Below are 24,617 nucleotides of genomic sequence, written 5' to 3' on the forward strand. Positions count from 1 at the left end.
ATACGCATAAAAAAAGAGGCCGGAGCCTCTTTTCTAAAATCAGATTATGGTAAAACTAAAAACTTGGATACTCTTTTTGCCATTGTTCATATTTCTTATACTGCTCTGGAGATAGCACTGGTTTTAAGCTTAAACCTCGCTGCTGCTGCAATTTTTCATTATCTATTTGAGAAATATTGTTGTTCTTCCCCATATCCTTTATCTTCTTATTATAATCGTTTTCAAAATTGATTATCTGCTCTTGGTCCATATCTAAATACTTGTACATACCGTGCATAGTTTCGGTATTTAGAGTTAGATATTCATCATTGATAGTGGTATTATCACCAACCAAATTATCATCGGCCAGATTATCCATATTATTATCCGGGGTTTCGGCAGCATAGGTATTGCTTTCTACCTTCTTTTTACTAGTGTCGTTACACGAAACAAAGGCAACGATTCCCAAGGTCATAAAAGCGATTTTTAAAGTTTTCATAGGTTCTTTCAATTATTGGGTCTAAATTTTATAAAACCAAATTATAGAAATTTTCTATTGAAAGCGTTTTCGATAACACAAAATATTAACTCAAAAAAAAAATTATTTCTCCCCCGCTATTCCGCGGATTTGTTCCTGAAAAGATTTCGGGCAACATTTGTATTTATTCTTGAAGATTTTTGAAAAATAGCTTCTACTGGTCAATCCAATACTGTAAACAATCTCAGAGATATTTAGGTCCGTGGTTTTAATTAGTTCCATGGCTTTTTCTAAGCGAACGTTACGAATATAATCAATGACCGTTCTATCGTGTATTTTCTTAAAGCCTTCCTGAAGTTTTGCTGGTGAAAGTCGAGTTTCGCTACATAGAAATTCAATTGAATAATTTAATGAAGGATTTTCACGAATGAAATCAGAAACTGTTTGCACCCGATTAATTTCAGTTTGGGTAAGCACTCCATAATCTTGATGCTCATTAGAAAAAGCATTTAATACTTGCTCCATTTTAAGTCCCAAAATTTGCAAAATCAAACCTTGCATAATGAGTTCACAAGCTACGTCATCCTTAGACATTCGGGATAAACTATTTATCTTTTCAAGCAATTTTAAATAAGGTCGACCAATATATATATAGTTAGATTTTGTGACCTGGCTACAGTAGGAGTTCTTGAATTTATCATAGAACAAATTTTTAGCAGTTAAAGCCTTCTCTTTCGGTTTCCCAAAAGAAATAACACAAAATTGATTCACCGAATGCTGGTCCAAACCAATTAAAACATCGTCTGAAGATTTATTATAGACAATAGCACTTTGGAACGGCAAAATCACCTCAGCAGTTGCATTTGCTTTTATTGACAAAACCCCTTTCCAACAATAGATAAAGTAGAAGCCTTCCTTGCTTATCTGACTTATCTTAATATGTTCCTGTAGTTTCGTATTAATTGAATATTCCTGATAACAGAATCCGTTCGGAAACTCGTTCAGTTTCTGATTTCTTTCAGCTTCCTCTTTTAAGAGTAGATAATGTTCTTTTAAAGGAAAAGATTGTTGTGGTTTTGAAATTGAGTCTGGCTTTGATTGTTCCATAACCAATAAGTTTTTTGTTAATTACAAGGCTTTTGCAAATTTTCGATATAAAGTGAAAACATGTAGGTATGAAATATAAATTTAAAAATTAAATAACGTTAAAAAAAGGAATACTCCTTAAATTGGATAAATAGCAGATTTAACCTATCTTCTATCTAATCAGATCTTTGAGTTTGTTAATAATTTCCAAAGGATTTAAATAAAGAAAAACGGAACTTCACATACGTGACATTATTGAAGTCTTTTTTTAAGATGAAAGAATAAATATTAAGTGAGGAAAACCTTAAGCTTTTCTAATTATTTGAATATATACCTGAGAAACCTTGGGACACTTTTCCTTAATTTCATTACTTAAAGCCGCAATTTTGTTTTCTGCCTCTTCTAGCAATAGATTTTCCCTAAAAACGATCTCGAGAATTACTAAAATGGCGTCAGGACCAAAATGATTTGTTTTAGGATATCCATAGTCCAAAATATCATGATCTGAGTCTAAAATAGCTTCTAATTTGTTTAAAACCTCTGGCGTTGCACTTTCGCCTAATAGCAGGCCTTTAGTTTCTCTTGCCAAGAAAATGGCCACGACCAATAATACAACCCCAATAAGAATGGAAGCCGCTCCATCTGCATATTCGTATTGAAAATGGATAGAGATAAAAACGCCTAAGAAAGCTATAATAAGACCCGTGACGGCGGCCGAATCCTCTAAGATTATTACAAAATTTGCAGGGTCCTTACTCTTTATCATGTTTTTAAAAAGATTTCCCTTTGGGTTCAGTTTTTTAAAACTGCGGATAGCAATAATAAGTGACGAACCTTCAAATAATACCGCAGCGCCAAGAACACAATAATTCCAAATGGGTTCTTTAATTATTTCCGGGTTTTGTATGGAATGTACCCCTTCATAAATGGCGAAACCTCCACCAAAAGCAAAAATAAGAAGACTCACAATAAAACTCCAGAAATAAGTTTCCATTCCATAACCGAAAACATGGGTTTTATCGGAAGCGCGTTTTCCCTTTTTAATTCCAAAAAGTAACAAAAATCCATTCCCAGTATCTACAATGGAATGGATTCCTTCTGCAAACATAGCGGAACTCCCTGTAAAAAAAGCCGCTATAAATTTACTGATAGCAATCAGAACATTCGCCGTAATGGCGCCGTATATAGCTATGTTCGATTTATGTTTCATTTTAGTTTCGGCATTTCAAATATTCTTAAAATCATTCTGAATAAAATAAAAGCCTAGCCTTTTAAGTTTCAGAACGGTGTTTACGAAAATTAATCATTCAATCGGAAATCGAATGTTCTATAAAGATAAAAAAATAGCTCGCAAGCTTTATAAAAGTAGTCAAATTAAGAAAACCCGTAAAAAGTCTAACTTAAAAGGAATTGAAAAATTTACTCGAATAGAATGGATGTGTAACTTATGTTACAGCATATCGCTAATGGAGCTTGTATTTTTGAAAAACCAAATTTTATAAAGCGATGAAAACTATATTTATAATACATAACCTAAAGTGCAGAGGTTGCGCAAATACTATTACTAATAACCTATCGTCCATTCAAAATATTTCTGAGGTAAAAGTCGATGTGTCTGAGAGCGCCGTATCTTTTCAATCTTTAACCCCAAATAATTCTTTAAAAGTGAAAGAAAAATTGAAAAGTTTAGGCTATCCATGCATAGAAGATTCAAATTCGCTCACTTCACAGGCAAAATCTTTCGTAAGCTGCGCTACCGGGAAACTTTCAAAATAGATTATTGGATTACATTCTCATAAATAAACATGAATCATCCTCAATAGATGATTTATATCACTGTTTAGAATTTATGTAAAGCTTAATTTTATTCAATTTTTAAACTACAACGGTAAAAACTAATTATTATGGAAACAAATCAAGAAATACCACAAGTGAACGCAATGCCAAGAATTGGTGATAAGGCTCCAGACTTTGAGGCAAATACAACAAAAGGAAAAATAAAATTTTCAGACTTCGCCAAAGATAAATGGGTAGTTATGTTTTCGCATCCTGCAGATTTCACCCCAGTTTGCACCACTGAACTAAGCGGATTTGCAAAGCGAAAAGGCGAGTTTGATGCTTTAAATACAGAACTTTTAGGCTTGAGTATTGACAGTATTCACGCACATTTGGGATGGGTTCAAAATGTAAGGGAAAACACAGGTGTTTACTTTGATTTCCCTATTATTGCAGACATAGACATGAAAGTAGCAAAGCTTTATGGAATGCTACAACCCAATGAAAGTGAAACGGCTGCTGTACGTGCCGTCTTCTTTATAGATCCTAGCAAGAAAATACGTTTGATTATGTATTATCCATTAAACGTAGGTAGAAATATGGATGAGATTTTACGTGCTTTGGAAGCACTTCAGATTTCTGACGAACACAAAGTTGCCATGCCATTAGATTGGAAAAAAGGAGATAAAGTAATTGTTGGCCCACCAAAAACCTTAGACGAACTTAACAACCGATTAGCGGATGATTCACTGAAAAAAGTAGATTGGTATTTAGCTATGAAAAATATTTAATTTATCTTAGATCAGCCTTGCGTTTGTAAAATTCAAGGCTGATCTAATTAGTTTTCAATCAGATAAAACCCTTTAAACAATGACAATAAAACAATTTCAAGATAAACCACTAGCGCATTACTCTTATGCTATTATTAGTGAAGGCGAAATGGCTTTGGTAGATCCGGCCAGAAATCCTATGCCGTACTATAAATATGCCGAAGAAAACAATGCAAAAATTGTAGCTGTATTTGAAACTCACCCACATGCCGATTTTGTGAGCAGTCACTTACAAATACACCAAGAAACCGGGGCAACAATCTATGTCAGTAAATTGGTAGGCGCAAATTATCCGCATCAAACCTTTGATGATGGCGATACGCTAAAATTGGGGAAAACAATTTTTACTGCAATCAACACGCCGGGGCATTCTCCAGACGGGATTACAATAATTGCAAAAGATGACAAGGAAAATCACGTCATGTTCTCGGGAGATACTTTATTTATTGGCGACGTTGGACGCCCAGATTTACGTGAAAAAGCTGGAAACATGAGAGCTACTCGTGAAAAACTCGCTAAAAGTATGTTCGACACTATTCAAAATAAATTTAATCATTTACCGGATGATACTATATTATACCCAGCTCACGGAGCAGGTTCGTTATGTGGTAAAAACATGAGCACAGATTCTTCTAGCACTTTAGGAAATGAACGCGTTGGGAATTGGGCATTTAAAAAACAAACCGAAGAACAATTCGTTGATTACATTTTAAGCGACCAACCATTTATCCCTTCCTATTTTGGATTTGACGTAGATATGAATAAAAGTGGCGCAGACAATTTCGAAAAGAACATCGGTGATGTTTCTCTTAAAATTGGAATTGACAAACTTCCTGAAAACGCTTTGATAATAGATGTTAGAGATGAGGCAGATTTTAAAAAGAACCATCTTTTAGGCAGTATAAATATCATGGCTCGCAGTGAAGGTGACAAGTTAGAAACTTGGCTCGGCGCTATTGTTAAACCTAATGAGAAGTTCTATTTAGTCTTAAATTCTATAAACGATAAAGATGAAATTCTTGATCGTATTGCTAAAATAGGTTACGAAACCCAAATTGAAGCTGTAGTCACACTTTCAAACAAGACTTTTGTTAATTCAGATAAGTTTGATCTTGAAGATTTCAAAAAGAATAACGAAGCCTACACCATTATCGACATCAGAAACCGAGGTGAAGTTGCCCAAGGTAAGTTTTTTGAAAACGCGATAAATATTCCTCTTAACGAATTGAGAGATTCTGAAGAAGCAATCCCAACAGATAGACCTATACTTGTTCACTGCGCAGGAGGGTATAGAAGTGCTTCTGGAAGTAGTATTGTCGATAATTTGATGGATGATATCAAGGTTTTTGATTTAAGTGAAAAAGTGAATGATTTTAAAGTTTAGTTAGATCAATTATAAAATTGCTTGCCAGCGATAGTTAGCAGGTTAAAAATTAAAGCCCTTGAACAGAAAATCAAGGGCTTTTTTTATGGTTTTAGCTAATATTTTCAATCGTAAATTAAAACCATTTAGCGTTTAGCTATTGTTTAACCTTACTTTTGTTTAAGAAATAAGCAAATTTATTAAACATTTTGTATTTTTCAACAAAATAAAATCTAGCCCAATGTTCAGTATATTCAAGAAGAAATCGGAAAAGGAAAAATTACAAACGCAGTATGAAAAGCTTCTTAAGGAAGCATATACGCTTTCAACCACTAATAGAAAAATGAGCGATCAAAAAGCTTTTGAAGCTTCAGAAGTTTTAAAGCAAATTGAAAAACTTGATTAAATCAATTGAGGCAAATGAAAGAAGATAAAAAGCCAGATCAAGTAGCTTTTAATATTGAAAAACAAAAATATGACGCTGCCCTAAAACCCTATGCAACTTCGTTAGGAGCACCAGTTATTACCGCTACCGTTACAACGGCCTGGAAAAACAGAAGTATTAATAAAGTAAATCATAAGATAAAAACTAAGTATTCAGAGTTAAAATCAGAATATGAAAAAATGATTGCTGAATTTGAATATAATCAGCTTATCTTCAATTCACGCTTTAGTTTTGAACCAATAATCGGACAGGTTTATCATCTTTATAAAAGAGAAACTGGAGAATCCTTTCTTTCTTTAATCGAGCCAGAGACTTGCAAATTTAATTTTCTTGGCAGTTTCTATTTAAATGTAGGTCAAACTTGGGAGAAAATAAATTAAAAATGACCGAAAAAGAATTGACCGAAAGACAACTAGGCCGCATCATCGAAATGGCCTGGGAAGACCGAACTCCTTTTGAAGCCATTGATTTTCAATTTGGGTTTCCTGAAAAAGAAGTTATTAAAATAATGCGCGGCAATTTAAAAGAAAGCAGCTTCAAACTTTGGAGAAAACGCGTAAACAGCAACGTTAGTAAAAAGCATCTAAAAAAGCGAAGCTCCGAAATCACCCGTTTTAAATGCTATAGACAAAAAGCGATATCGGGAAATAAAATTAGTAAAAGGTAATTCCCTATGCATTTCAGAAAAAAGGATATTGAAAATTTAGATCGGATTACCCGATTGAAAATAATAAATTCAGTTACTGGAGTAAAACCGGCCAATCTCATTGGCACCATAGACATAGAAGGTAAAACCAATCTTGCTATTTTCAGCAGTGTGATTCATTTGGGAAGTAATCGCGTTGGTAGGCTTTATCTCGCGTCCAAAAACAGAAGACGTAGGCCACACTTTTACCAATATATCAGAAACTGGTTATTATACCATAAATCACATTCATCCCGAATTTATAAAAAATGCACATTATACTTCTGGAAAATTTAGAAAAGACATTTCTGAATTTAATCGATGTGATCTTACCGAAGAATATTTGGATGACTTTAAAGCACCTTTTGTAAAAGAGAGAAAATTCAAAATGGGGCTTTGCTTTAGGGAAAAAATAGATATCGCTCTAAATGATACATTTTTGGTGATAGGTGAAATAGTGGAATTAGTACTTCCTAAAATGCATTCATTAGATGAAGATATTGATCTGCAAGAAACAAATGCAGTGGGAATTTCAGGATTAAACACTTATTATTCCCTCACCAAATTAGAACAACATCCCTTTGTTAGATTACCCGAAGTTCCTGAGTTTAAATAGAACCGTATATTTCAGTTGAAATCTTTTCATTTATATTTTCAGCTCAAATCTGTTGAAATATGCCCAATAATCTTGATATTTGAGTAGATTTCAGAATCTAAAGAAGTAAATTCCTACTTACCCATTCAAATCCCACTATTATGAGCAATTATCACATAAAAAATTTAGAAGAATATTTTCAAGTATATCGTAAATCGGTTCGCGATCCTGAAGGTTTTTGGGAAGAGATAGCCGAAGAGAATTTTATATGGCGAAAACGATGGGATAAAGTATTGGAATATGATTTTTCAGAAGCTGAATTCGCTTGGTATAAAGGAGCGCAGTTAAATATAACAGAAAACTGTATCGATCGGCATTTATATACACACGCCGATAAAACCGCGATTATTTTTGAACCCAATGATCCTACGGAAATGGCAGAACATATTAGCTATCGCCAACTGCACGATCGGGTTTGTAGGTTTGCAAATGTTTTACAAAACCACGGAGTTCAAAAAGGTGATCGCGTTTGTATTTATTTACCAATGATTCCAGAGTTGGCTGTTTCATTGCTTGCATGCGCCCGAATTGGCGCTATTCATTCTGTAGTTTTTGCTGGGTTTTCGGCCTCTGCCCTTTCCATGCGCATTAATGATTCTGATTGTAAATTGGTAATCACCAGCGACGGTTCCTTCCGCGGAAATAAAACAATAGATTTAAAAGGAATTGTTGATGAAGCCTTGGAAAATTGTGAAGGTGTAAAAACGGTCTTGGTAGCAAAAAGGATTAATTCTGAAATAAAGATGGTAGAAAACCGGGATAAGTGGCTACAACCTTTATTGGATGCTGCTAGCAATGAATGTGAGCCCGAAATTATGGATGCCGAAGATCCGCTATTTATATTGTACACTTCCGGCTCCACAGGAAAACCAAAAGGAATGGTTCATACCATTGCCGGGTATATGGTTTTTACCGCACATACGTTTAAAAACGTATTCCAGTATCGTGAAAATGATGTGTTTTGGTGTACTGCGGATATTGGTTGGGTTACGGGACATAGCTATATTGTGTACGGTCCCTTGGCAAATGGCGCTACCACAGTTCTATTTGAGGGGGTTCCCTCTTATCCAGATTTTGGTCGCTTTTGGGAAATCATCGAAAAACATAAAGTGAATCAATTTTACACGGCACCTACTGCCATACGTGCTTTAGCCAAAGAACAGAATTTTTCGGAAAGCCACGATCTTTCATCCCTGAAGATTTTAGGCAGCGTTGGGGAACCCATTAACGAAGAGGCTTGGCATTGGTATAACGATAATATTGGCAAGAAACAATGTCCGATTGTAGATACGTGGTGGCAAACAGAAACCGGTGGAATTATGATTTCACCCATTCCCTATTCTACGCCAACCATTCCCACATATGCCACACTACCATTACCAGGAGTTCAACCCGCGTTAATGGATGAAAATGGCAAGGAGTTAAAAGGAAATTCAGTAAACGGTAGACTTTGCATTAAGTTTCCGTGGCCCGGAATGGCGCGAACCATTTGGAATAACCACCAACGCTATAAGGAAACCTATTTTTCAACCTTTGAAAACTATTATTTCTGCGGCGATGGCGCACTTCGGGATAGCACGGGCTATTACCGAATTACAGGCCGAGTTGATGATGTAATAATTGTTTCTGGACATAATTTAGGAACCGCGCCCATTGAAGACGCTGTTAACGAACATCCGGCAGTTTCAGAAAGTGCAATCGTAGGATTTCCGCACAACGTAAAAGGAAATGCACTCTATGGCTTCGTGATTTTAAAGGAGAAAGGCGAAGGTCGTTTACACGATAATCTACGCAAGGAAATTAATCAGATTATTACAGAACATATTGGGCCGATTGCGAAGCTGGATAAAATTCAGTTTACCACTGGTCTTCCCAAAACACGAAGTGGGAAAATAATGCGCCGAATCCTGAGAAAAATCGCTGAAAAAGAAACGAGTAATCTAGGGGATATCTCTACACTTTTAAATCCTGAAATAGTACAAGAGATAATGGATGAAGCATTGTAAAACAGAAAATAAAGTTTGACAATTATTTAATAAAGAAACTGATATCTTCTAAATACCAGATTTTTCTGATTCTTGCCTGAAAATATTTCAGTCACTAATTGGAATGCTTGCTATCTTATTCAACAACCATTGGTATCTTTGAAAAAAATAAAATTCTATGAAATATCTCCCACTGATTATCCTTTTTGTACTGTTTAATTCCTGCAAAGAGGAGGAAAAACAACTTACCGCACAGGAAATTATTGACAAGACAATTGAAAATGCCGGCGGGCAAAAATATGAAAATGCGAAAATTAAATTCACTTTTCGAGACACAGAGTACAGCAGCAAGAGACAAAATGGAAAATTTGAACTAACCCGCAGTTCTTCCGATTCCTTGGGCACAAAAACGGATATGGTGACCAATACCGGTTTTCAACAGCTACTAAATGAAAACAAAGTTGACTTACCAGATTCTACAGCTTCAAAATATGCGAATTCAGTGAACTCTGTTCATTACTTTGTCCAATTGCCGTATGGATTAAATTCTGCCGCAGTTATAAAAGAGTTGGTTGGAGAAACAACTATAAAGGAAAAGAAATATTACGAAATAAAGGTCACTTTTAAGCAAGAAGGAGGCGGAACAGATTACGACGACATCTATATGTATTGGATAAATCACGGGGATTTTACAGTCGATTATTTCGCTTATAAATTCTACACAGGAAAAGGAGGAATACGTTTTAGAGAAGCCTATAACTCAAGAACAATCGATGGTATACGATTTGTAGATTATAAAAACTATAAAGCAGAACCGTGGAGGAATGTCGATCTAAAGACATTGGGAGATTTGTTTACTGAAGGCAAACTTGAACTTCTTTCAGATATTAAAACGGAGCATATTTCTGTTAATTCCGTAACTGCGGAATAATAACATCAAATATATGATGAAATGTGTTGAGATTCATTTTTTTTAGGAAGAATGTTAAAACCTAAAGCCATCTTTCAATATTTAAAATACTGATGGAAACGGGTTAAAAATTATGTGTATTAGATTAGTTAAAATTTTAACTTTTCATTACATTTATTGTCCTGATCGTGAGCTTTTTATAAACCCCTCAATTTCTTCATTATGGTTTGGACATTTATTTTTCTATTCCTATCAGTAGTGACCGCTATCCTGGGTTTTTTAGGATTGGGATTCGGTCCAATTGAACCCGCCAAAATAATTTTTTACGTTTTGGCTGCCCTTCTAGTGGTCTCTTTTTTTATTGAACGCCGCAAGAAACCGAGACACTATTTAGATTAATTCGGTAATCTAAACTGAAAAAGACCTATAGAAATGAAACTCTATAGGTCTTTCACTTTAATAACAATCAACTAACTGATCATTAGTGAGGATTCTACTATTATTTAGTAGCTTTCGGATTCATGCTAGAATCTTTCTTTGGATCGTAATTTGGATCCTTTTTAGGGTCTTGTTTAGGATTTTGTCCTGTTTTACTTGTCTGCTGATCCTTTTTATTCCCTGGTTTGTTTTTGTCTGAAGTACTCATAGCGTTTTTTTTATTAGTATTATTTACTTCGTTAAATTTAGTATAATAAATAATAATATTCTATCCCATAACAAACAAAATCTAACGCTATTAGACTTGTTTACAAATACTTAAACTTTAAATTTTCGTAATTCGTCGCATTATTGATAATCCATAGTAAATGTTACAACTCAAAAAACTGAACTAATTAAACAAACTTCATCCCATTATCAGTAATTTCACAGATGTAATTTAAAAAAACCGTCCAATGAACTCTATAGAAGTTAATTCGCTTCCATTAAAAGATGTGATTCGAGATATTGCTAAGCTTTTCAATATAACATATACTGAAAATTGTGGAGAATATCTTTTAGAACTACCACCCTCCGTTGGTAAAGGCAGTATCCGTGGAATTAATTTTGAAGGTGGCTTGGGTCTTATCCAATACGATTGTCTTTTTAAAGAGGATATGGAGATTAACTTTGTGATAAATCATGTACATCCATTAAAATTCCTTTATACGATTGAAGGTCTGTTATTGCATCGTTTCGAAAATGAGGAAAATCTTCATAAAATTGAACAATATCAAAGTGCTATCGTTGCGAGCAGTAAGCAAAATGGTCATGTTCTTTTTTTTAACGCAAATCAAAAAACTAATGTCAATAGTCTAGAAATTGATAGAAAAGAATTCCAATCCAAAATGGAATGTGATATAAACAGTCTTGACGACGAATTGGAAATTCTTTTTAAAGACATAAAGGGTGACGGAGCTTTTTATTACAACGGAAACTACAGCTTGGGAATTGCAGAAATTCTCAATGAAATGCTCGAGTTTACAGCTGAAAGCTTTACAAGAAAGCTTTTTTTAGAAGGAATGGCCTATCAAATTCTAACGGAACAAATCCTTCAGTATCAAGATGACCAAATGGACGAAAACAGCAGAATGCTCCTTCGCTCTTCCGAATTGAAACAAATTCACCATATTTCAAACCTTATAGAAAGTAATATCTCAGATATTCCAAGCGTAGAAAATTTGGCCAAGGAATCTGGATTAAATGTCAATAAACTACAAGCAGGTTTCAAAAAGCTTTATGGCACGACGGTAAATAACTTTGTACAAATGAAGCGGCTGGAAGCAGCCTATAACCTACTTACAAAAACTGATTTAAGTATTTCAGAAATTGTAAATGCCATTGGACTTTCCAGCAAAAGTTATTTTTCCAAAATTTTTAAGGAGAAACATTCCATATCACCTTCAGAGTTTAGAAAAAAATATAGGAATAAATAAAAACCCCAGTCAAATATATTTTGACTGAGGTCTTATTTTCATAGCATTTTTCTATTCAGCTAAATTATTAAGAAAAAACCTACTTTATTAACTCATATGAAATAATGTTTAACGCAAAGTATTAATTTTCAATAAATTCAGTTATATTTACACCTCCTTCTTCCTTTACAAAAGTTTCCCCATTTCAAATAATTATTAAGTAGAATCAATTTAATATGCTTAGCCGTTTAATTCTTTATTTGAACTAAATCTTTCAATACTTTTAATTGAATTCACTCCCCCTTTATATCCCCACAATAGGAAACCCCTTTCTCATTGTGTTGATTTAGGGGTTTCTCCATTTTCAAAAAATAAAAAGGAATTCATTTTTAACAAATCACTACTCTTCTTCCTGTGAATTACGCTGATTTTGTGGATCTCTGTGCTGATTCTGTTGTTGACTGTGAGAATCCTTTTGTTGATTTTGAGTGCTCAGAACAATTTATTTTTAAATTAGTAACTCATCTTTCTTTTCACTAATAAAATTAAACCCCTCCTAAATTACTCTAGCACAAATCAATCACAAAATTTAAAGAAGTACTTATAATTTAACCATGCATTATCTTAAAGAATATTTTCATTAATATTTCATTAATACATTCAGCAAAATGCAACTTCATTTTATAATTGAGGCTTTCCTTTTAACTCAGTAGAGTTACGTATCTTTGCCCTCTTAAAATTTAAAACATGTACACCAACGCTTTACAAGCCATTTCGCCCATAGACGGGAGATACTCGTCAAAAACATCAAGCCTTATCCCTTATTTTTCTGAAGAGGCACTCATTCGTTACCGTGTACAGGTAGAGATTGAATATTTTATCGCTCTCGTTGAGCTTGATCTTTCACAGTTAAGTGATTTTGACAGAAGCCTCTTTCCTGAATTACGAAAGTTATATCTCGATTTTTCCGTACAAGATGCCAATAAAATTAAGGAAACTGAAAAGATCACCAACCACGATGTAAAAGCGGTTGAATATTTTATCAAAGATAAGTTTGACGAATTACAGCTACACAAATACAAAGAATTCATTCATTTCGGATTGACTTCGCAGGATATTAATAATACTGCGGTTCCACTTTCATTAAAGGATGCCATCAACAATGTTTACGTGCCACTTTTAATGGAGCTGAAGGATAAGTTACAAGAACTGTCGGAAAACTGGGCAGATGTATCCATGCTTGCGCGAACGCACGGTCAACCTGCATCTCCAACACGTCTTGGAAAAGAAATAAAAGTTTTTGTTGTTCGAATTGAAGAACAGTTCGACCTGATGAACGATATAAAGAGTGCCGCTAAGTTTGGCGGTGCTACAGGAAATTTCAACGCGCATAAAGTTGCCTACCCAAGTATTGATTGGAGAGCTTTTGGAAAACATTTCGTGGAAGGTACTTTAGGATTAAACCACTCTTTCCCTACTACCCAAATTGAGCATTACGATCATATGGCAGCTCTTTTTGATGCGCTAAAAAGAATCAATACAATTCTTATAGACCTAGATAGAGATATTTGGACATACGTTTCGATGGACTATTTTAAACAAAGAATTAAAGAAGGTGAAGTTGGCTCAAGCGCGATGCCACATAAAGTAAACCCTATAGACTTTGAAAACAGTGAAGGAAATTTAGGAATTGCAAATGCGCTTTTTGAACATCTTTCGGCAAAACTTCCTATTAGCAGATTGCAACGCGATCTTACGGATAGTACGGTTTTAAGAAATATTGGGGTGCCCATTGGCCATACGTTAATCGCCTTTCATTCTACTTTAAAAGGTCTAGGAAAATTATTGTTGAATGAACCAAAATTCGCAGAAGACCTAGAAAACAATTGGGCAGTTGTGGCTGAGGCAATCCAAACCATTCTCCGTCGTGAGGGCTACCCAAATCCGTATGAGGCGTTAAAAGGCCTAACCCGTACCAACGAAAAAATCAATCAAACATCCATGGCGAATTTTATTGAAACCTTGGAAATACCCGAAAGCGTAAAGCAGGAAATGCGAAACATTACTCCTGGAAATTACACAGGGATTTAAGAAGAAGGATAAAAAAGGCTTACCACGAATTCACGAATGTTTATTGTGGGTTTGCGGCACCATGCAAAAATCAGTTCGTCAAGGTAATGGATATTATCCAGGACAGCAATCCATTTTATTCGTGCATTCGAGGGCTACGATAACGATCAATTAAAAAAGGCTTCATCCAATATTTCGGTGAAGCCTTTTTCTTTCTATTAATCAACTAACTTAATCTTTAAATATCTCTCCGAGCCCGCTGAATTTGGAAATATCCAAATCTCCACGTTCGGCAGATTCCATAAGTTTGATCATTTGGTCCGGACGCATATTTTCACCCAACAGCCTAATGACGGCAAAGCCACGCTTATCATCACTGGCAAAAACAATCACCTCATCAATAGCGTCTTCTTCACCGGTATATTTTAAAGTTGCGTTCCAATCCTTGCTTTTCATTCGAGTGAGCTCTTTATATTGCGCTCCATCAAGAATAGTCTTCAATTCATTTCTTTCCTTTTCAAAATCAGCAGTATCTCCATCTTTTATTGGGTAAGCGACAACATTTACCTTTTTTATAGTGTTTAGGATATCCTTTTCTTCCTGAGAGAAATTACTATCTTTTCCCTGAAGCAAGCTGGCAGCGAGGTCCATTTTCACAAACTTAGCATCGTCTTGTTTTTCCACAAGATACTTCTGTAAAGATTTTTCGCTACAGGAAGTAAGCGCGGTTGCGGCAAGAATAAAGGCTATAACATATCTAGTAAGTACCATATTATTGCTTTTTCGTTTTATCGATATTCTTCAATTGATCACCTCCAGGAATCTTTAATTCTTGGGTTAATTTTGAAATTTGCTTCAAGTCTATATTCCCCGTAATGCTCATTATAATTGTGGTAGGTTTACCATCAACCATCCCGTCCAAGTGCATTAAAAGTTCACTCACGTAATTTTCGTTTTTCCCTTCTTTACTATAGAACTTGATGTTTTTACCATCTTCTTTTACACGCATCAATTCTCCCAAACTTTTAGAGCTGGAAATATATTTTGCGACAGCGTCATCCATCTTTTTTGCTACTGTAGGATTATCGGTTGTAAAAATCTTGATATCATCTAGATCATTAACCATTTTAAGATATGCCTGCGCCTCTGGGTCGGATGAATTAAGATCCATCTTACTCAAAAGTTTAAACATATTTTTAGTGACCACTACTGATGATACATCTTTTTCGTTTTCAAAAGAATCGAAGGCATTCTGAGCCCAGGAAACCATGGGAGCAATGGCAAGTGCGATTATTAGTGCTATTTTTTTCATCGTTATTTATTTTTTATTGTGTATTCCTATTGTTTATTTCTATTACTTGTTGTGTATTTTGAACAGATTTTGACAATATTACCCAAACCCTAAAGGGATTATCGTCAAAATCTTTATTTAGGTTCAATTATATTCTTTTTGGTTATTTTTTGGAATTTAGTACTTGGTACTTGGTATTTATTTTGAAATTACTCAAAAATTTTATCCTTCGTTATTTCAAATTGATCTACAAATGTGAGTCGTTCCGCACCTTTGTTTAAGTTCTCTGAAAGAAATAGCATGGCATCTTTACTTTTTTCAAAAGCCACTAAAGCTTCTTTTTCTTCTTGTGTATATTGTGGTTGTGAAAAATAAAATCCTGCTACTCCTAAAGCAACTATTAGCATTGCTGCGATTGAATACCACCAAGTTTTATTGATTTTTGAATGGTTTTCAGGCAGTTCAATCTCTTTTGTTGAACGTTCTTCTTTTGCAGCTTTTAAACCAATAAAAATCGGTTTATATTGCACTAAATGATCTGCCACCATTTCATTATTGAAATAATCTCGCAAAACTTTTTCTTCTGAAAGGCTTGTAGCGCCTTCAAAATAGGCGTCTAGCAATTTTTCTATTTTAACTGATTCCATAATTATATTTCTTAATCATTGTATCTCTAACTGTTTTTCTTGCACGTGAAAGTGCTACTCTAATCGCTGTTTCGTTGCTATCCAGCATTTTTGCTATTTCCGAAAACTCAAACTGTTCCACGTCTCGCAATTGAAGCACTATTTTTTGTTGCTCGGGCAAGGTTTCCATTATTTTGAAAACCATTTCAACTCCGTCATTCGCCTCAATATTCTTTTCAATGTTTTCCGAAGTCTGATAATTGCTATGCACAATTTTTAAATTGGAAGCCTGTTTCGATTTTAACCGGTCTAAACAATAATTCTTTGTCATAGTGATTGCAAATGCCTCAGGGCTCTTATAATTTGCAATCTTCTCCTTTCCTCTCCACAACTTCAAAAATACTTCTTGCACGGCATCTTCAGCTTCATCCTGAGAAACCAAAATCCTTTTGGCCAAACGATATAGCTTGTCTTTAAAGGGCAATACTAAATTGGTGAATTCTGTTTTGGTCATTTTGGTTAGATTCTACTTCCGGCTTCTATCTTAATGACGAACCGAGTTATTTTTTGTTACATTGAAAATCAATCCTGACATTTTTCCTCAAGATTAAATTGAATTTATTCGTGATCCCGATAGCTATCGGGACGTGGTAAATCTTTTCCCTGTTCCATTACTATTTCCTAAATAGAAAGCTTCCCATCTAATCCAATTTCAACTAAAAAATCATATTTTTACCATTACAATAATATTCCTAATTTACCTGTTTAATTCAAACATCTGTAAAAACATTCTATGAAAAAAAGAATCTTCATTCCACTTTTAGCGCTTTCTGTCTTATTCGTTTCGTGTTTTGAAGATATGGACGATAACTTTAAACAGGCCTCTACGCTTGATATTCAAAATTTTATTTACCGCGGTTTAAATTATTATTACCTCTATAAAGCAGACAAGCCAGAACTTGCCAACGATGCTTTTACAAACCAAAGTGATCTTGATGCTTTTTTAAATAGTTATGATTCTCCCGAATCTTTGTTTGATTATCTAAAGTCTCCACAGGATAGATTTAGCAATCTCTACAGTGATTTCACCGTAATTGAAGACGCTCTTAGCGGAATAAGCCTAAGCAACGGGATGGAGTTTGGTTTAGTGTATTATCCCGATGGCAGCAACAATGTTTTTGGTTATGTGCGCTACGTTCTGCCAAATACCGATGCAGAAACTCAAGGTATAACGCGAGGTGATTTGTTCACCAGTATTGATGGGCAACAACTAACAGCAAATAATTTTAACGATTTACTCGCCCCAAATAGTTATTCCATTGGCCTTGCAACTTTTGACGGGAACAGTTTCACCCAAACTGGGGAAGAGGTTTTATTAAACAAGACGCAATACAATGAAAATCCAGTTTACAAAGCGCAAACCTTAGATGTGAACGGTGAAAAAATTGGTTATTTGGTATATAATAGTTTTATAAAAAATTACGACACCCAACTTAATAACGCCTTTGCGCAATTTAAAGCCGAAGGAGTCACCAACCTAGTTTTGGATCTTAGGTATAATGGTGGTGGTGCTGTAGAAACTGCAACCGATTTGGCAAGTATGATTACTGGCCAATTTAATGGACAGATTTTTTATAAGGAATTTTGGAATGAAGATCGCCAAGCTGCAAACGCAAAAGATGGTCTTTTTGACAGTTCTATAAGTAATGGCTCATCTATAAACAGTCTTAACCTCAGCAATGTTTATATATTAACCACCAAACGAACTGCTTCTGCCAGCGAATTAGTTATCAACGGACTTAACCCCTATATAAACACCGTTCAAGTGGGCGATACAACTACTGGTAAATTTCAGGCTTCTTTTCTGCTTTATGATGCTCCAGCACCGGATTTCAGCAGAGCTAATGCGGTTTCAACGCACAAATACGCAATGCTTCCATTGGTTTTTAAAACCTCTAACGTTGCAGGAAACACTGATTTTGTAGATGGTCTGTTCCCACAGATCCAGTTAAAGGAAAATTATTTCAACCTCGGCCAATTGGGTGAAGAAAACGAGCCTTTACTCGCAGCAGCACTTTCTGAAATTGCTGGAAGACCCATGCCATTAAAAAAAGATTTTAAGGTTTTGAAAGAGATTTCAGATAGTCAAGCAAATTCACCTATTGATGGGAATATGATTGGAAATTAATTCTATTGATTTCACTTGGATTAATCCGTGCTTCTGAAATATTTTTATAGAAGTTTAAGATGTCTATGAAAGCACCTTAATCGGCTTTTTATCTTCGTCTATGGCTACAAAAGTGAATTCACCGCTCACGGCCTTTTCCCGACTGTAAGAATACATTTCTTCAATGTATATTTCCACCCTAACCTTTAGACTCGTTCTTCCTAAATAAGACACTTTGCCAATTAATTCTATGATGGTTCCGGCTGGTATGGGTTTAGTAAAATCTATTTTGTCCGATGAAACAGTGACCATTCTATGTCGGCTAAATCGCGTGGCTGTAATAAAAGCCACTTCATCCATTAACTGCATAGCTGTTCCTCCAAAAAGAGTGTCGTAATGGTTTGTGGTGTTCGGAAAAACCGCTTTAAATATTCGTGTTTCACTCTTTTCAATTCGCTCTTCTACTGTCATATCAATTCAGTTTCTAATGCTAAATAATGGGTTTGATGAGATTTGGTATACATAGGAAAAACCTGAATCTGACACCAATATTGCTGTTGATTTTCCTTGTAGTTTAAAACTTTTTCGGTGAACGGTTTACCCGCAAGAAGCTTTTCTCTGATAGCGCGCTTTGTTTGAGTCGAGGTTTCCGCTCCTTGTAAAAAAGAAGGTTTTTTGCCAATAACATAAGTCTCAGAATATCCCGTCATTTCAAAAAATCCAGGATTTGTCCATACTATATTCTGAAAGGTATCCGTTACAACTAAGGCTTCGTATGAATTTTTAAGAATTTCGGTAATATCTGTTTTCCATTGAAATTGTTTTGACAAGAGCATCAATGCTTCCTTATCCTTTTTACGAGCGTTTATTAAGTTGGTAGGAGAAAAAAAATCTGATGAAAGCCCCCAGCTTTTTAAAGGAAATATATCCTGATGTGGTTGGATTTCCTTTTTATATTTTTTTCGATCCGCTTCATTTAATGATTGCAGGAAAACATCGAGTCCCGTCATATTCCATAAATTATAATTTCCCATAACTTCTTCTCTTATTATTGAAAGCCAGTTTATTTACTTATTTAAATTCTGAATATCAGGAAACTCTAGCTATTGTTTTACAAACCTATATTGCTCACTATTCTCTCCTGATGAAATAGTAATTATATAAGTTCCACTTTGTAATACCGAAACATCTACCTTTGTCTTATCTTTAAACATTTCGGAAATAATCATCCTGCCTTGTAAATCGTAACCTGTTATTTGTGCAGCTCCATTCACTTCTATAAAAAGTATATTGGAAACTGGATTCGGATAAATTGAAACCTCAAAATTCTGATTCTTTACACCACCCAAAACCTGCTCATTAATAACACCTACGGCATCCAAGTCAAATCCACTTGAATAGAAAGGTGTAGGGAACGGATCGTTTATTGCGTTGCCAAAACTATCATAGCGAGCATATTCTGAATCGATACTGCCAACAACATCCAAGATTTTTATATGAGTGATCTTATTCTTGTTTAATAAAGGATTGTCTTCCAGTTCTGAAATGTCAAATGGCGTTCCGAACATTGCTCTATATTTTCCCGCAAGATTATTGATGTAAGTTGGATCTATATTTCCAAACCCTTCCACTTGAACGATGGTCTGGGTTTGACTATGCGATGGAAAGCGGAAATAATTAGTGCCATCAGAACTTACCTCAACAAAGGCTAGTTCCAAATATGTATCGCTAAAACTATTTTCAAAAACAGCGAAATCAAAACCTGGCCCATCTTTTATAGGTCTGTCAAAGGTTAGAATCGCTTCTCCGGCATCTCCCAAACTAACAGCGGTACTATTTGCTAGTCCTAACGCATTTTCCGGCTCGCCGTAGGTTGCAAAACTACTGCCGCTGGCTTCAAAGTCAGGATTAGAAAGATCTACGTGACCACGAACTACCGAAATTCCTGTAGCCCACGAAATAAAGCTCTGGTTATCCGCAGCAATAGCCGTCGAGCCCAGCTGTCCCGCTGCGGGAGGATAGCTTTGGGCATTGACGACAATTGTGGCTAATAATGAAATAAAAACTAATTTTTTCACTTTACAACTAATTTTTGGGTAGTCGTTTTACCTTTCATTTCAATTTGAAAGAGATATACACCAGCATTTAATTCTGCTGTGGAAATAGCTTGATTATTGTATGTTACCGTTTTAATATGTCTTCCCAAGAAATCATAAATCGTTATTTCTGCATTTTCAGAAGTATTCAATCTAAAAGAACCTGAAGTTGGATTTGGGTATACTAAAACTGAAGTATGCGAAACCTCTTCGATATTAGCGGTCTCATCTTCCCATTTGTAAAATCCATTTGGAAGATGGCCAACCATGTGTTCAGAAATAAAATTTCCGTCTTCAGAATAAACAAAAACCTTTCCGGCACTGACGTAATCTACTCCATCTGCCAAATAAAGTTTGTCGTCAATTTTGTCAAAACCGTAGGCTAATTGCGCTCCGTTTGCACCAGCTTCAATATAAGTGGTGGTCGGAAGCGATGTATCGTCCAAAGCCATTTTATAGATACTTGTACCGAGCAAATAATATAGATTGGTTTCATCCAATCCTAAAAATCCTGGATGCTGTCCAGCTTCGAAAGTGAATTCTTCAGCATTATTGAAATCTGTTAAATCTATTTTATAAAGTTTTGCAATAGTCTCATCGCCAGTCCAATCTGGTTTCCCACTACACAACACATAGAGATTATTATCGTCAATTTTCAAGGAAGATGGAACATCTGCCACTGTAATTACCTCTACAGAGTTTGTAGCGAGATCAATAACGGAAATAGTATTTCCATGACCATAACCTCCCTGGTGTGCAACATATAGAACTCCGTCTTTCTGGAGAATACGCTCTGGTCCTTCAGCAACAGGAATTGTTCCCGTAATGGTACTTGTTGCCAGATCAATAATAGCAATATAATCGTCATTTACATCTCCGCCATCTCCCCAATTAGTCACATATCCTTTATCGCCGTAAAAGGCAATGTTGCGTGGGTTGACCAGTTGGTCTGTGATACTTGTTACTAATTCAAATGTATTTCTGTTTATAACTTTAACCTCATTGCTATAATTTAGTACCACATACGCAAAATCTTGGGTAAGTCCCATACCCTGGCCTGTATCTCCCAATTCCATTCCATTATTTTGATTGGAAAAAATGTTGTTTTCGAGTGTTCCAGATTGATTTAAAAATGAAACTGAAGCAGTGTTTGTTCCAATCATGCCTTCATTTAAAATGAATACTCCTTCTAAATAGTCTTGTGCGAATCCAAAAGCAGTAAAAAGGATAGCAGTGAATAGGGATAATGAACTTTTGTAATAATTTTTCATAAGAATTTGGTTTTTTAAAGCTTAAATAAAAAAGAATCCTCTCATCGTTATAATTCAAAAATTCCTTTTTTTCAATCAGTAAATAATGTCCATTTATTCATTAAAATAAATTCCACCAGGAATAATTCCAGTTTGGAAATCCTGAATTTCTTGATTGGTAGAAAGATCAAATATTTTTAAAGAACCTTTACTAGCAAAATCTCCCGCATCTGTTGCGTAAAGTTTTCCGTCTTTTGCCTTTAACGCATAAAAGAGACCATCGATGATTCCAGTACCTGGTAATGTAACTGAAGATGTATTTACTTTATAAACTTTTCCATTAAGGCTGTAGAAAAGATTGTTTCCATCAGCGGTTAAATTTGTTGGATGATCTGTAGTTGCAAAGTTGAAAGTATCCGTTACCGTTTCTGTTAAAAGGTCTATTTTTACCAAAGAGCCCGAAGTTTCAGTACCAGCATAGCTTGGAGTTCCACCGCAAAGCACATATAACTCATTTCCAGAAACCACCATTGAATTTGGAACATCGCCAACAGTAATTGTTTTTTCTACGGAAATTCCAGAAATCACTGAAACCAGATTGTTTTGACCGTAACCACCTTGGTGAGCAACATATACTTTAGTGTTATGCGAAACCATTTTTTCAGGACCAAAATCTACAGGAATTGTAGTAACAACCTCATTAGATCTTAAATCGAGTACCGCAACGAAATCGTCTGAATTATCATTTGGATCTCCCCAATTAGTAACATAGCCCCTAGTTCCTGAAGCTCCTATAAAATGACGTGGACTTGCAATGTCTGTTTTTATTGAATCTACACTTTCAAACGTATAACGGTTGGCAACCATTATTTTATTTGAATTATTTACAACAATATATGCGTTGTCATTTTCAAAACCCATCGATTGCACGATGTTCCCAAGATCGAATCCGTTTACACTTTTATAAATACTTTGAGCTACGGTGCTATAGTCTTCAGAAATATAAGTGATAGTACCACTTCCGTTGTTAAAAGGGCCTTCATTAGTAATAAAAACACCTTTCTCATAATCATCAGGTATATATTCTGACGAGGTATTATCGTCATCACTGCTACAGGAAATAAACAGCAAAGTGGTAAGAGATAAAAGCAATAGTTTTTTCATGATTTTCATTTTAGTTATATATTAAAGTTTAGGAATATTTCGATACTTCTTGAAGGCATAGGTCGGTAAGCAACATTTTCGTAATAGGTATTAAAAACGTTTTTTAATCGCCCACCAAAGGTGATATTTGGAATAAAAGCAAACTTGTAATCAATTCCTATGTTAAAAACGGAATAAGCATCTACCCTGTCGCTATTGTCCGTTGTTGTGAAGGCTTCCCCATTAAACAAACCTTGAATGTATGCGGACAAATTTTTAGAATCATATTGCAAAGAACCTCCTGCTTTATGAAAAGGCACATAAATAAGCTGCTTTTCTTTTTCCAAATCTTCAGCTTTCGTATAAGAATAATTGGCGTTGAGGCTTAATCTATTCCGTTTGTTAAAATTAAAGGCATAATTCAAATTTACCTCAACGCCATAGTTTTCAGTTTTATTGATGTTTACCGGAACCCAAAGACCACCGTTTCCTGGAATCCATTTTATTAAATCTTTAGAGGAAATATAATAAGCGGCAACATCCGCTTTTAAATTTCCAAAGACAAAATCCTGTCCAACTTCCACTTGATACGAAGTTTCTGGCTGTAATTGAAAATTTCCGCCGGCATACCAATACAAATCGTTAAAAGTAGGAACACGGTAGTTTTTAGAACCATTTAAACGCAGCGCATAATTATTCGTGAGTTTCCATTTCGCATCTGCCGAAAACAGAAATGGGTTGTCGAAATCATTTAAAAACTCCTTCCGAAGATTGACTCCATAGCTGAGTTTATCAGATATTTTATGATTTAGCAAAACCACGGCTGCCAAAGTTTTTCGCGAGTTATCACCAACATTCTCTCCGCTCGCACTAACATAATCATATTCGAGTTTTCCATTTAAACGAAGCTTTTTAAGAAGAAAAACCTCAGTTTGAAGAGCTCCTATAAATGTATTTGCCTTTCCTCCTTCGTAATAGTATTTTTCGCTACTCGGAAAATATTTGTATTCTTCAAATAGGTGAGCAAAGCTTGCTTTCGTAGTAAAAACACCAATATTTTGTTGTAATTGCCAAAGGTTTCGAGTGTTGATATCTTTGTAAGCATCTCTCCCCAAAGTGTTTAAGCTGCCCGAAAAATTACGATCGTTATACGAATATTCTGAGTTCCAAGAAGCAAAACCATTTTTCAATTTTCTAGCCTCATTTACTTTAGCTGAAAAGCGCAGAAACTGTCCGTGGTTATTGGTTTTACTTTTCCCGACATAATCGTAATCATTTTCAGAACTTATAAAATCTACACCCACATTCAAATAATGATCGTCCCAACTTTGTGTTGTACTTGCATTTGCGGCGATTGTGGAAAAACTTCCATAACGCAATCCAAGGTTAGTGGAATTAGTTTTATCAAAAGAAAAGTTGTTGTTTAAATGAATACTTCCACCCACAGCCCCACTTCCGTATTGCACCCCGCCACCGCCACTTCTTATGGAAATAGCATCGTAATTTAATGGTGAAATTGTATTGAAATCGGTTTGTCCCGTAAAGTTGGAGTTAATATTTATTCCATTCCAGATAACAGCGGTTTGTGCTGCGTTTGTTCCTCTAAAAGATGGAGATGAAACCATTCCAAAACCATTTTCCTTAAAGTAAATTGAAGAGTTATACCGAAGTGTTTCCGTTAAGGATGTGGCATTTCTTTTAATAACAGAATCGCTGAGCTTTTCAACTTTAAAACCTTTAGAAAAATGAAGGAGTTTGGCATCTGCCAGAACCACCTCTGGCAATTCCTGAATGGCGTCAAGTTGTGCCTGAGCAGCAAATGTGCACAGCAATAGCATGAATATAATATGGAAACCTTGTTGTTTCATAATGCAACCTTTATCCCGAAAG

General features: G+C 35.2%; 26 protein-coding genes. 12 read left to right on the forward strand and 14 right to left on the reverse strand.

Annotated features, from left to right (window positions below; translation table 11 throughout):
- Positions 1 to 55: 55 nt before the first annotated feature.
- The 3 genes from G440_RS0101430 to G440_RS0101440 form a co-directional block, all read right to left on the reverse strand.
- Positions 56 to 478: a hypothetical protein gene (locus G440_RS0101430; RefSeq protein WP_026449663.1), complete on the reverse strand. Its 423-nt coding sequence runs from the start codon at positions 476 to 478 to the stop codon at positions 56 to 58.
- Positions 479 to 580: 102 nt separating this feature from the next.
- Positions 581 to 1,564 (reverse strand): helix-turn-helix domain-containing protein, encoded by a 984-nt coding sequence (locus G440_RS20515; RefSeq protein WP_051285069.1) that lies wholly within the window; start codon positions 1,562 to 1,564, stop codon positions 581 to 583.
- Positions 1,565 to 1,847: 283 nt separating this feature from the next.
- A complete protein-coding gene (locus G440_RS0101440) occupies positions 1,848 to 2,753 on the reverse strand; it encodes a cation diffusion facilitator family transporter (protein WP_026449664.1) in 906 nt (301 codons plus the stop codon).
- Between the two features lie 296 nt (positions 2,754 to 3,049).
- Between G440_RS0101440 and G440_RS0101445 the strand changes: the two genes are divergently transcribed.
- From G440_RS0101445 to G440_RS0101485, 9 genes are all read left to right on the forward strand, one after another.
- Positions 3,050 to 3,319, forward strand: a complete 270-nt coding sequence (locus tag G440_RS0101445) for a heavy-metal-associated domain-containing protein (protein ID WP_026449665.1) — start codon at positions 3,050 to 3,052, stop codon at positions 3,317 to 3,319.
- A gap of 128 nt (positions 3,320 to 3,447) precedes the next feature.
- Positions 3,448 to 4,110, forward strand: a complete 663-nt coding sequence (locus G440_RS0101450; protein WP_026449666.1) for a peroxiredoxin — start codon at positions 3,448 to 3,450, stop codon at positions 4,108 to 4,110.
- Positions 4,111 to 4,189: 79 nt separating this feature from the next.
- Positions 4,190 to 5,533 carry an MBL fold metallo-hydrolase gene (locus G440_RS0101455; RefSeq protein WP_026449667.1) on the forward strand — a complete coding sequence of 448 codons (1,344 nt, stop codon included), beginning with the start codon at positions 4,190 to 4,192 and terminating at the stop codon, positions 5,531 to 5,533.
- A gap of 220 nt (positions 5,534 to 5,753) precedes the next feature.
- Entirely contained in the window at positions 5,754 to 5,918 is a 165-nt protein-coding gene (locus G440_RS21140; protein WP_034258756.1) for a Lacal_2735 family protein, read from the forward strand.
- 14 nt (positions 5,919 to 5,932) lie between these two features.
- On the forward strand, positions 5,933 to 6,337 hold the full coding sequence (locus tag G440_RS0101465; protein WP_026449668.1) for a DUF2452 domain-containing protein: 405 nt from the start codon (positions 5,933 to 5,935) through the stop codon (positions 6,335 to 6,337).
- 2 nt (positions 6,338 to 6,339) lie between these two features.
- Positions 6,340 to 6,624, forward strand: a complete 285-nt coding sequence (locus G440_RS0101470; RefSeq protein ID WP_026449669.1) for a TIGR03643 family protein — start codon at positions 6,340 to 6,342, stop codon at positions 6,622 to 6,624.
- A gap of 175 nt (positions 6,625 to 6,799) precedes the next feature.
- Positions 6,800 to 7,258 carry a flavin reductase gene (locus G440_RS19240; protein ID WP_245574811.1) on the forward strand — a complete coding sequence of 153 codons (459 nt, stop codon included), beginning with the start codon at positions 6,800 to 6,802 and terminating at the stop codon, positions 7,256 to 7,258.
- Between the two features lie 140 nt (positions 7,259 to 7,398).
- Positions 7,399 to 9,303, forward strand: coding sequence for an acetate--CoA ligase (gene acs / locus G440_RS0101480; RefSeq protein ID WP_026449670.1), 1,905 nt, complete (start codon positions 7,399 to 7,401; stop codon positions 9,301 to 9,303).
- A gap of 157 nt (positions 9,304 to 9,460) precedes the next feature.
- A complete protein-coding gene (locus G440_RS0101485) occupies positions 9,461 to 10,213 on the forward strand; it encodes a DUF6503 family protein (RefSeq protein WP_026449671.1) in 753 nt (250 codons plus the stop codon).
- Between the two features lie 478 nt (positions 10,214 to 10,691).
- Here G440_RS0101485 and G440_RS21145 read toward each other — a convergent pair whose 3' ends face one another.
- Positions 10,692 to 10,838: a hypothetical protein gene (locus tag G440_RS21145; protein ID WP_157417808.1), complete on the reverse strand. Its 147-nt coding sequence runs from the start codon at positions 10,836 to 10,838 to the stop codon at positions 10,692 to 10,694.
- Between the two features lie 247 nt (positions 10,839 to 11,085).
- Between G440_RS21145 and G440_RS0101500 the strand changes: the two genes are divergently transcribed.
- Positions 11,086 to 12,105, forward strand: coding sequence for a helix-turn-helix domain-containing protein (locus tag G440_RS0101500; protein ID WP_026449673.1), 1,020 nt, complete (start codon positions 11,086 to 11,088; stop codon positions 12,103 to 12,105).
- A 726-nt stretch (positions 12,106 to 12,831) separates the two neighbouring features.
- Positions 12,832 to 14,175 carry an adenylosuccinate lyase gene (purB, locus tag G440_RS0101505; RefSeq protein ID WP_026449674.1) on the forward strand — a complete coding sequence of 448 codons (1,344 nt, stop codon included), beginning with the start codon at positions 12,832 to 12,834 and terminating at the stop codon, positions 14,173 to 14,175.
- A 210-nt stretch (positions 14,176 to 14,385) separates the two neighbouring features.
- Here the strand turns inward: purB and G440_RS0101510 are convergent, their stop codons facing one another.
- The 4 genes from G440_RS0101510 to G440_RS0101525 all read right to left on the reverse strand — a co-directional run bounded on the left by G440_RS0101510 (position 14,386) and on the right by G440_RS0101525 (position 16,585).
- A complete protein-coding gene (locus G440_RS0101510; protein ID WP_026449675.1) occupies positions 14,386 to 14,925 on the reverse strand; it encodes a DUF4252 domain-containing protein in 540 nt (179 codons plus the stop codon).
- Between the two features lies 1 nt (position 14,926).
- Positions 14,927 to 15,466, reverse strand: a complete 540-nt coding sequence (locus tag G440_RS0101515; RefSeq protein ID WP_026449676.1) for a DUF4252 domain-containing protein — start codon at positions 15,464 to 15,466, stop codon at positions 14,927 to 14,929.
- A 188-nt stretch (positions 15,467 to 15,654) separates the two neighbouring features.
- A complete protein-coding gene (locus G440_RS0101520; RefSeq protein ID WP_026449677.1) occupies positions 15,655 to 16,092 on the reverse strand; it encodes a hypothetical protein in 438 nt (145 codons plus the stop codon).
- Complete coding sequence (locus tag G440_RS0101525) at positions 16,079 to 16,585, reverse strand: RNA polymerase sigma factor (protein ID WP_026449678.1); 507 nt, start codon at positions 16,583 to 16,585, stop codon at positions 16,079 to 16,081. The genes G440_RS0101520 and G440_RS0101525 overlap by 14 nt, the downstream gene beginning before the upstream one ends.
- A gap of 279 nt (positions 16,586 to 16,864) precedes the next feature.
- Here G440_RS0101525 and G440_RS19250 point away from each other — a divergent pair, with 279 nt between their 5' ends.
- Positions 16,865 to 18,259 (forward strand): S41 family peptidase, encoded by a 1,395-nt coding sequence (locus G440_RS19250; protein ID WP_034258759.1) that lies wholly within the window; start codon positions 16,865 to 16,867, stop codon positions 18,257 to 18,259.
- Between the two features lie 63 nt (positions 18,260 to 18,322).
- Here G440_RS19250 and G440_RS0101535 read toward each other — a convergent pair whose 3' ends face one another.
- The 6 genes from G440_RS0101535 to G440_RS0101560 all read right to left on the reverse strand — a co-directional run bounded on the left by G440_RS0101535 (position 18,323) and on the right by G440_RS0101560 (position 24,595).
- Complete coding sequence (locus tag G440_RS0101535; protein ID WP_026449679.1) at positions 18,323 to 18,709, reverse strand: acyl-CoA thioesterase; 387 nt, start codon at positions 18,707 to 18,709, stop codon at positions 18,323 to 18,325.
- A complete protein-coding gene (locus tag G440_RS0101540) occupies positions 18,706 to 19,272 on the reverse strand; it encodes a PAS domain-containing protein (protein WP_026449680.1) in 567 nt (188 codons plus the stop codon). The genes G440_RS0101535 and G440_RS0101540 overlap by 4 nt, the downstream gene beginning before the upstream one ends.
- Before the next feature lie 69 nt (positions 19,273 to 19,341).
- Entirely contained in the window at positions 19,342 to 20,316 is a 975-nt protein-coding gene (locus G440_RS0101545) for a T9SS type A sorting domain-containing protein (protein WP_026449681.1), read from the reverse strand.
- Positions 20,313 to 21,605 (reverse strand): DUF5074 domain-containing protein, encoded by a 1,293-nt coding sequence (locus tag G440_RS19255; protein ID WP_051285071.1) that lies wholly within the window; start codon positions 21,603 to 21,605, stop codon positions 20,313 to 20,315. The genes G440_RS0101545 and G440_RS19255 overlap by 4 nt, the downstream gene beginning before the upstream one ends.
- Before the next feature lie 93 nt (positions 21,606 to 21,698).
- Positions 21,699 to 22,748 carry a DUF5074 domain-containing protein gene (locus G440_RS0101555; RefSeq protein WP_157417810.1) on the reverse strand — a complete coding sequence of 350 codons (1,050 nt, stop codon included), beginning with the start codon at positions 22,746 to 22,748 and terminating at the stop codon, positions 21,699 to 21,701.
- Between the two features lie 14 nt (positions 22,749 to 22,762).
- Entirely contained in the window at positions 22,763 to 24,595 is a 1,833-nt protein-coding gene (locus G440_RS0101560; protein WP_034258761.1) for a TonB-dependent receptor, read from the reverse strand.
- Positions 24,596 to 24,617: the final 22 nt, after the last annotated feature.

The sequence above is a fragment of the Aequorivita capsosiphonis DSM 23843 genome, assembly GCF_000429125.1.
GTDB lineage: Bacteria > Bacteroidota > Bacteroidia > Flavobacteriales > Flavobacteriaceae > Aequorivita > Aequorivita capsosiphonis.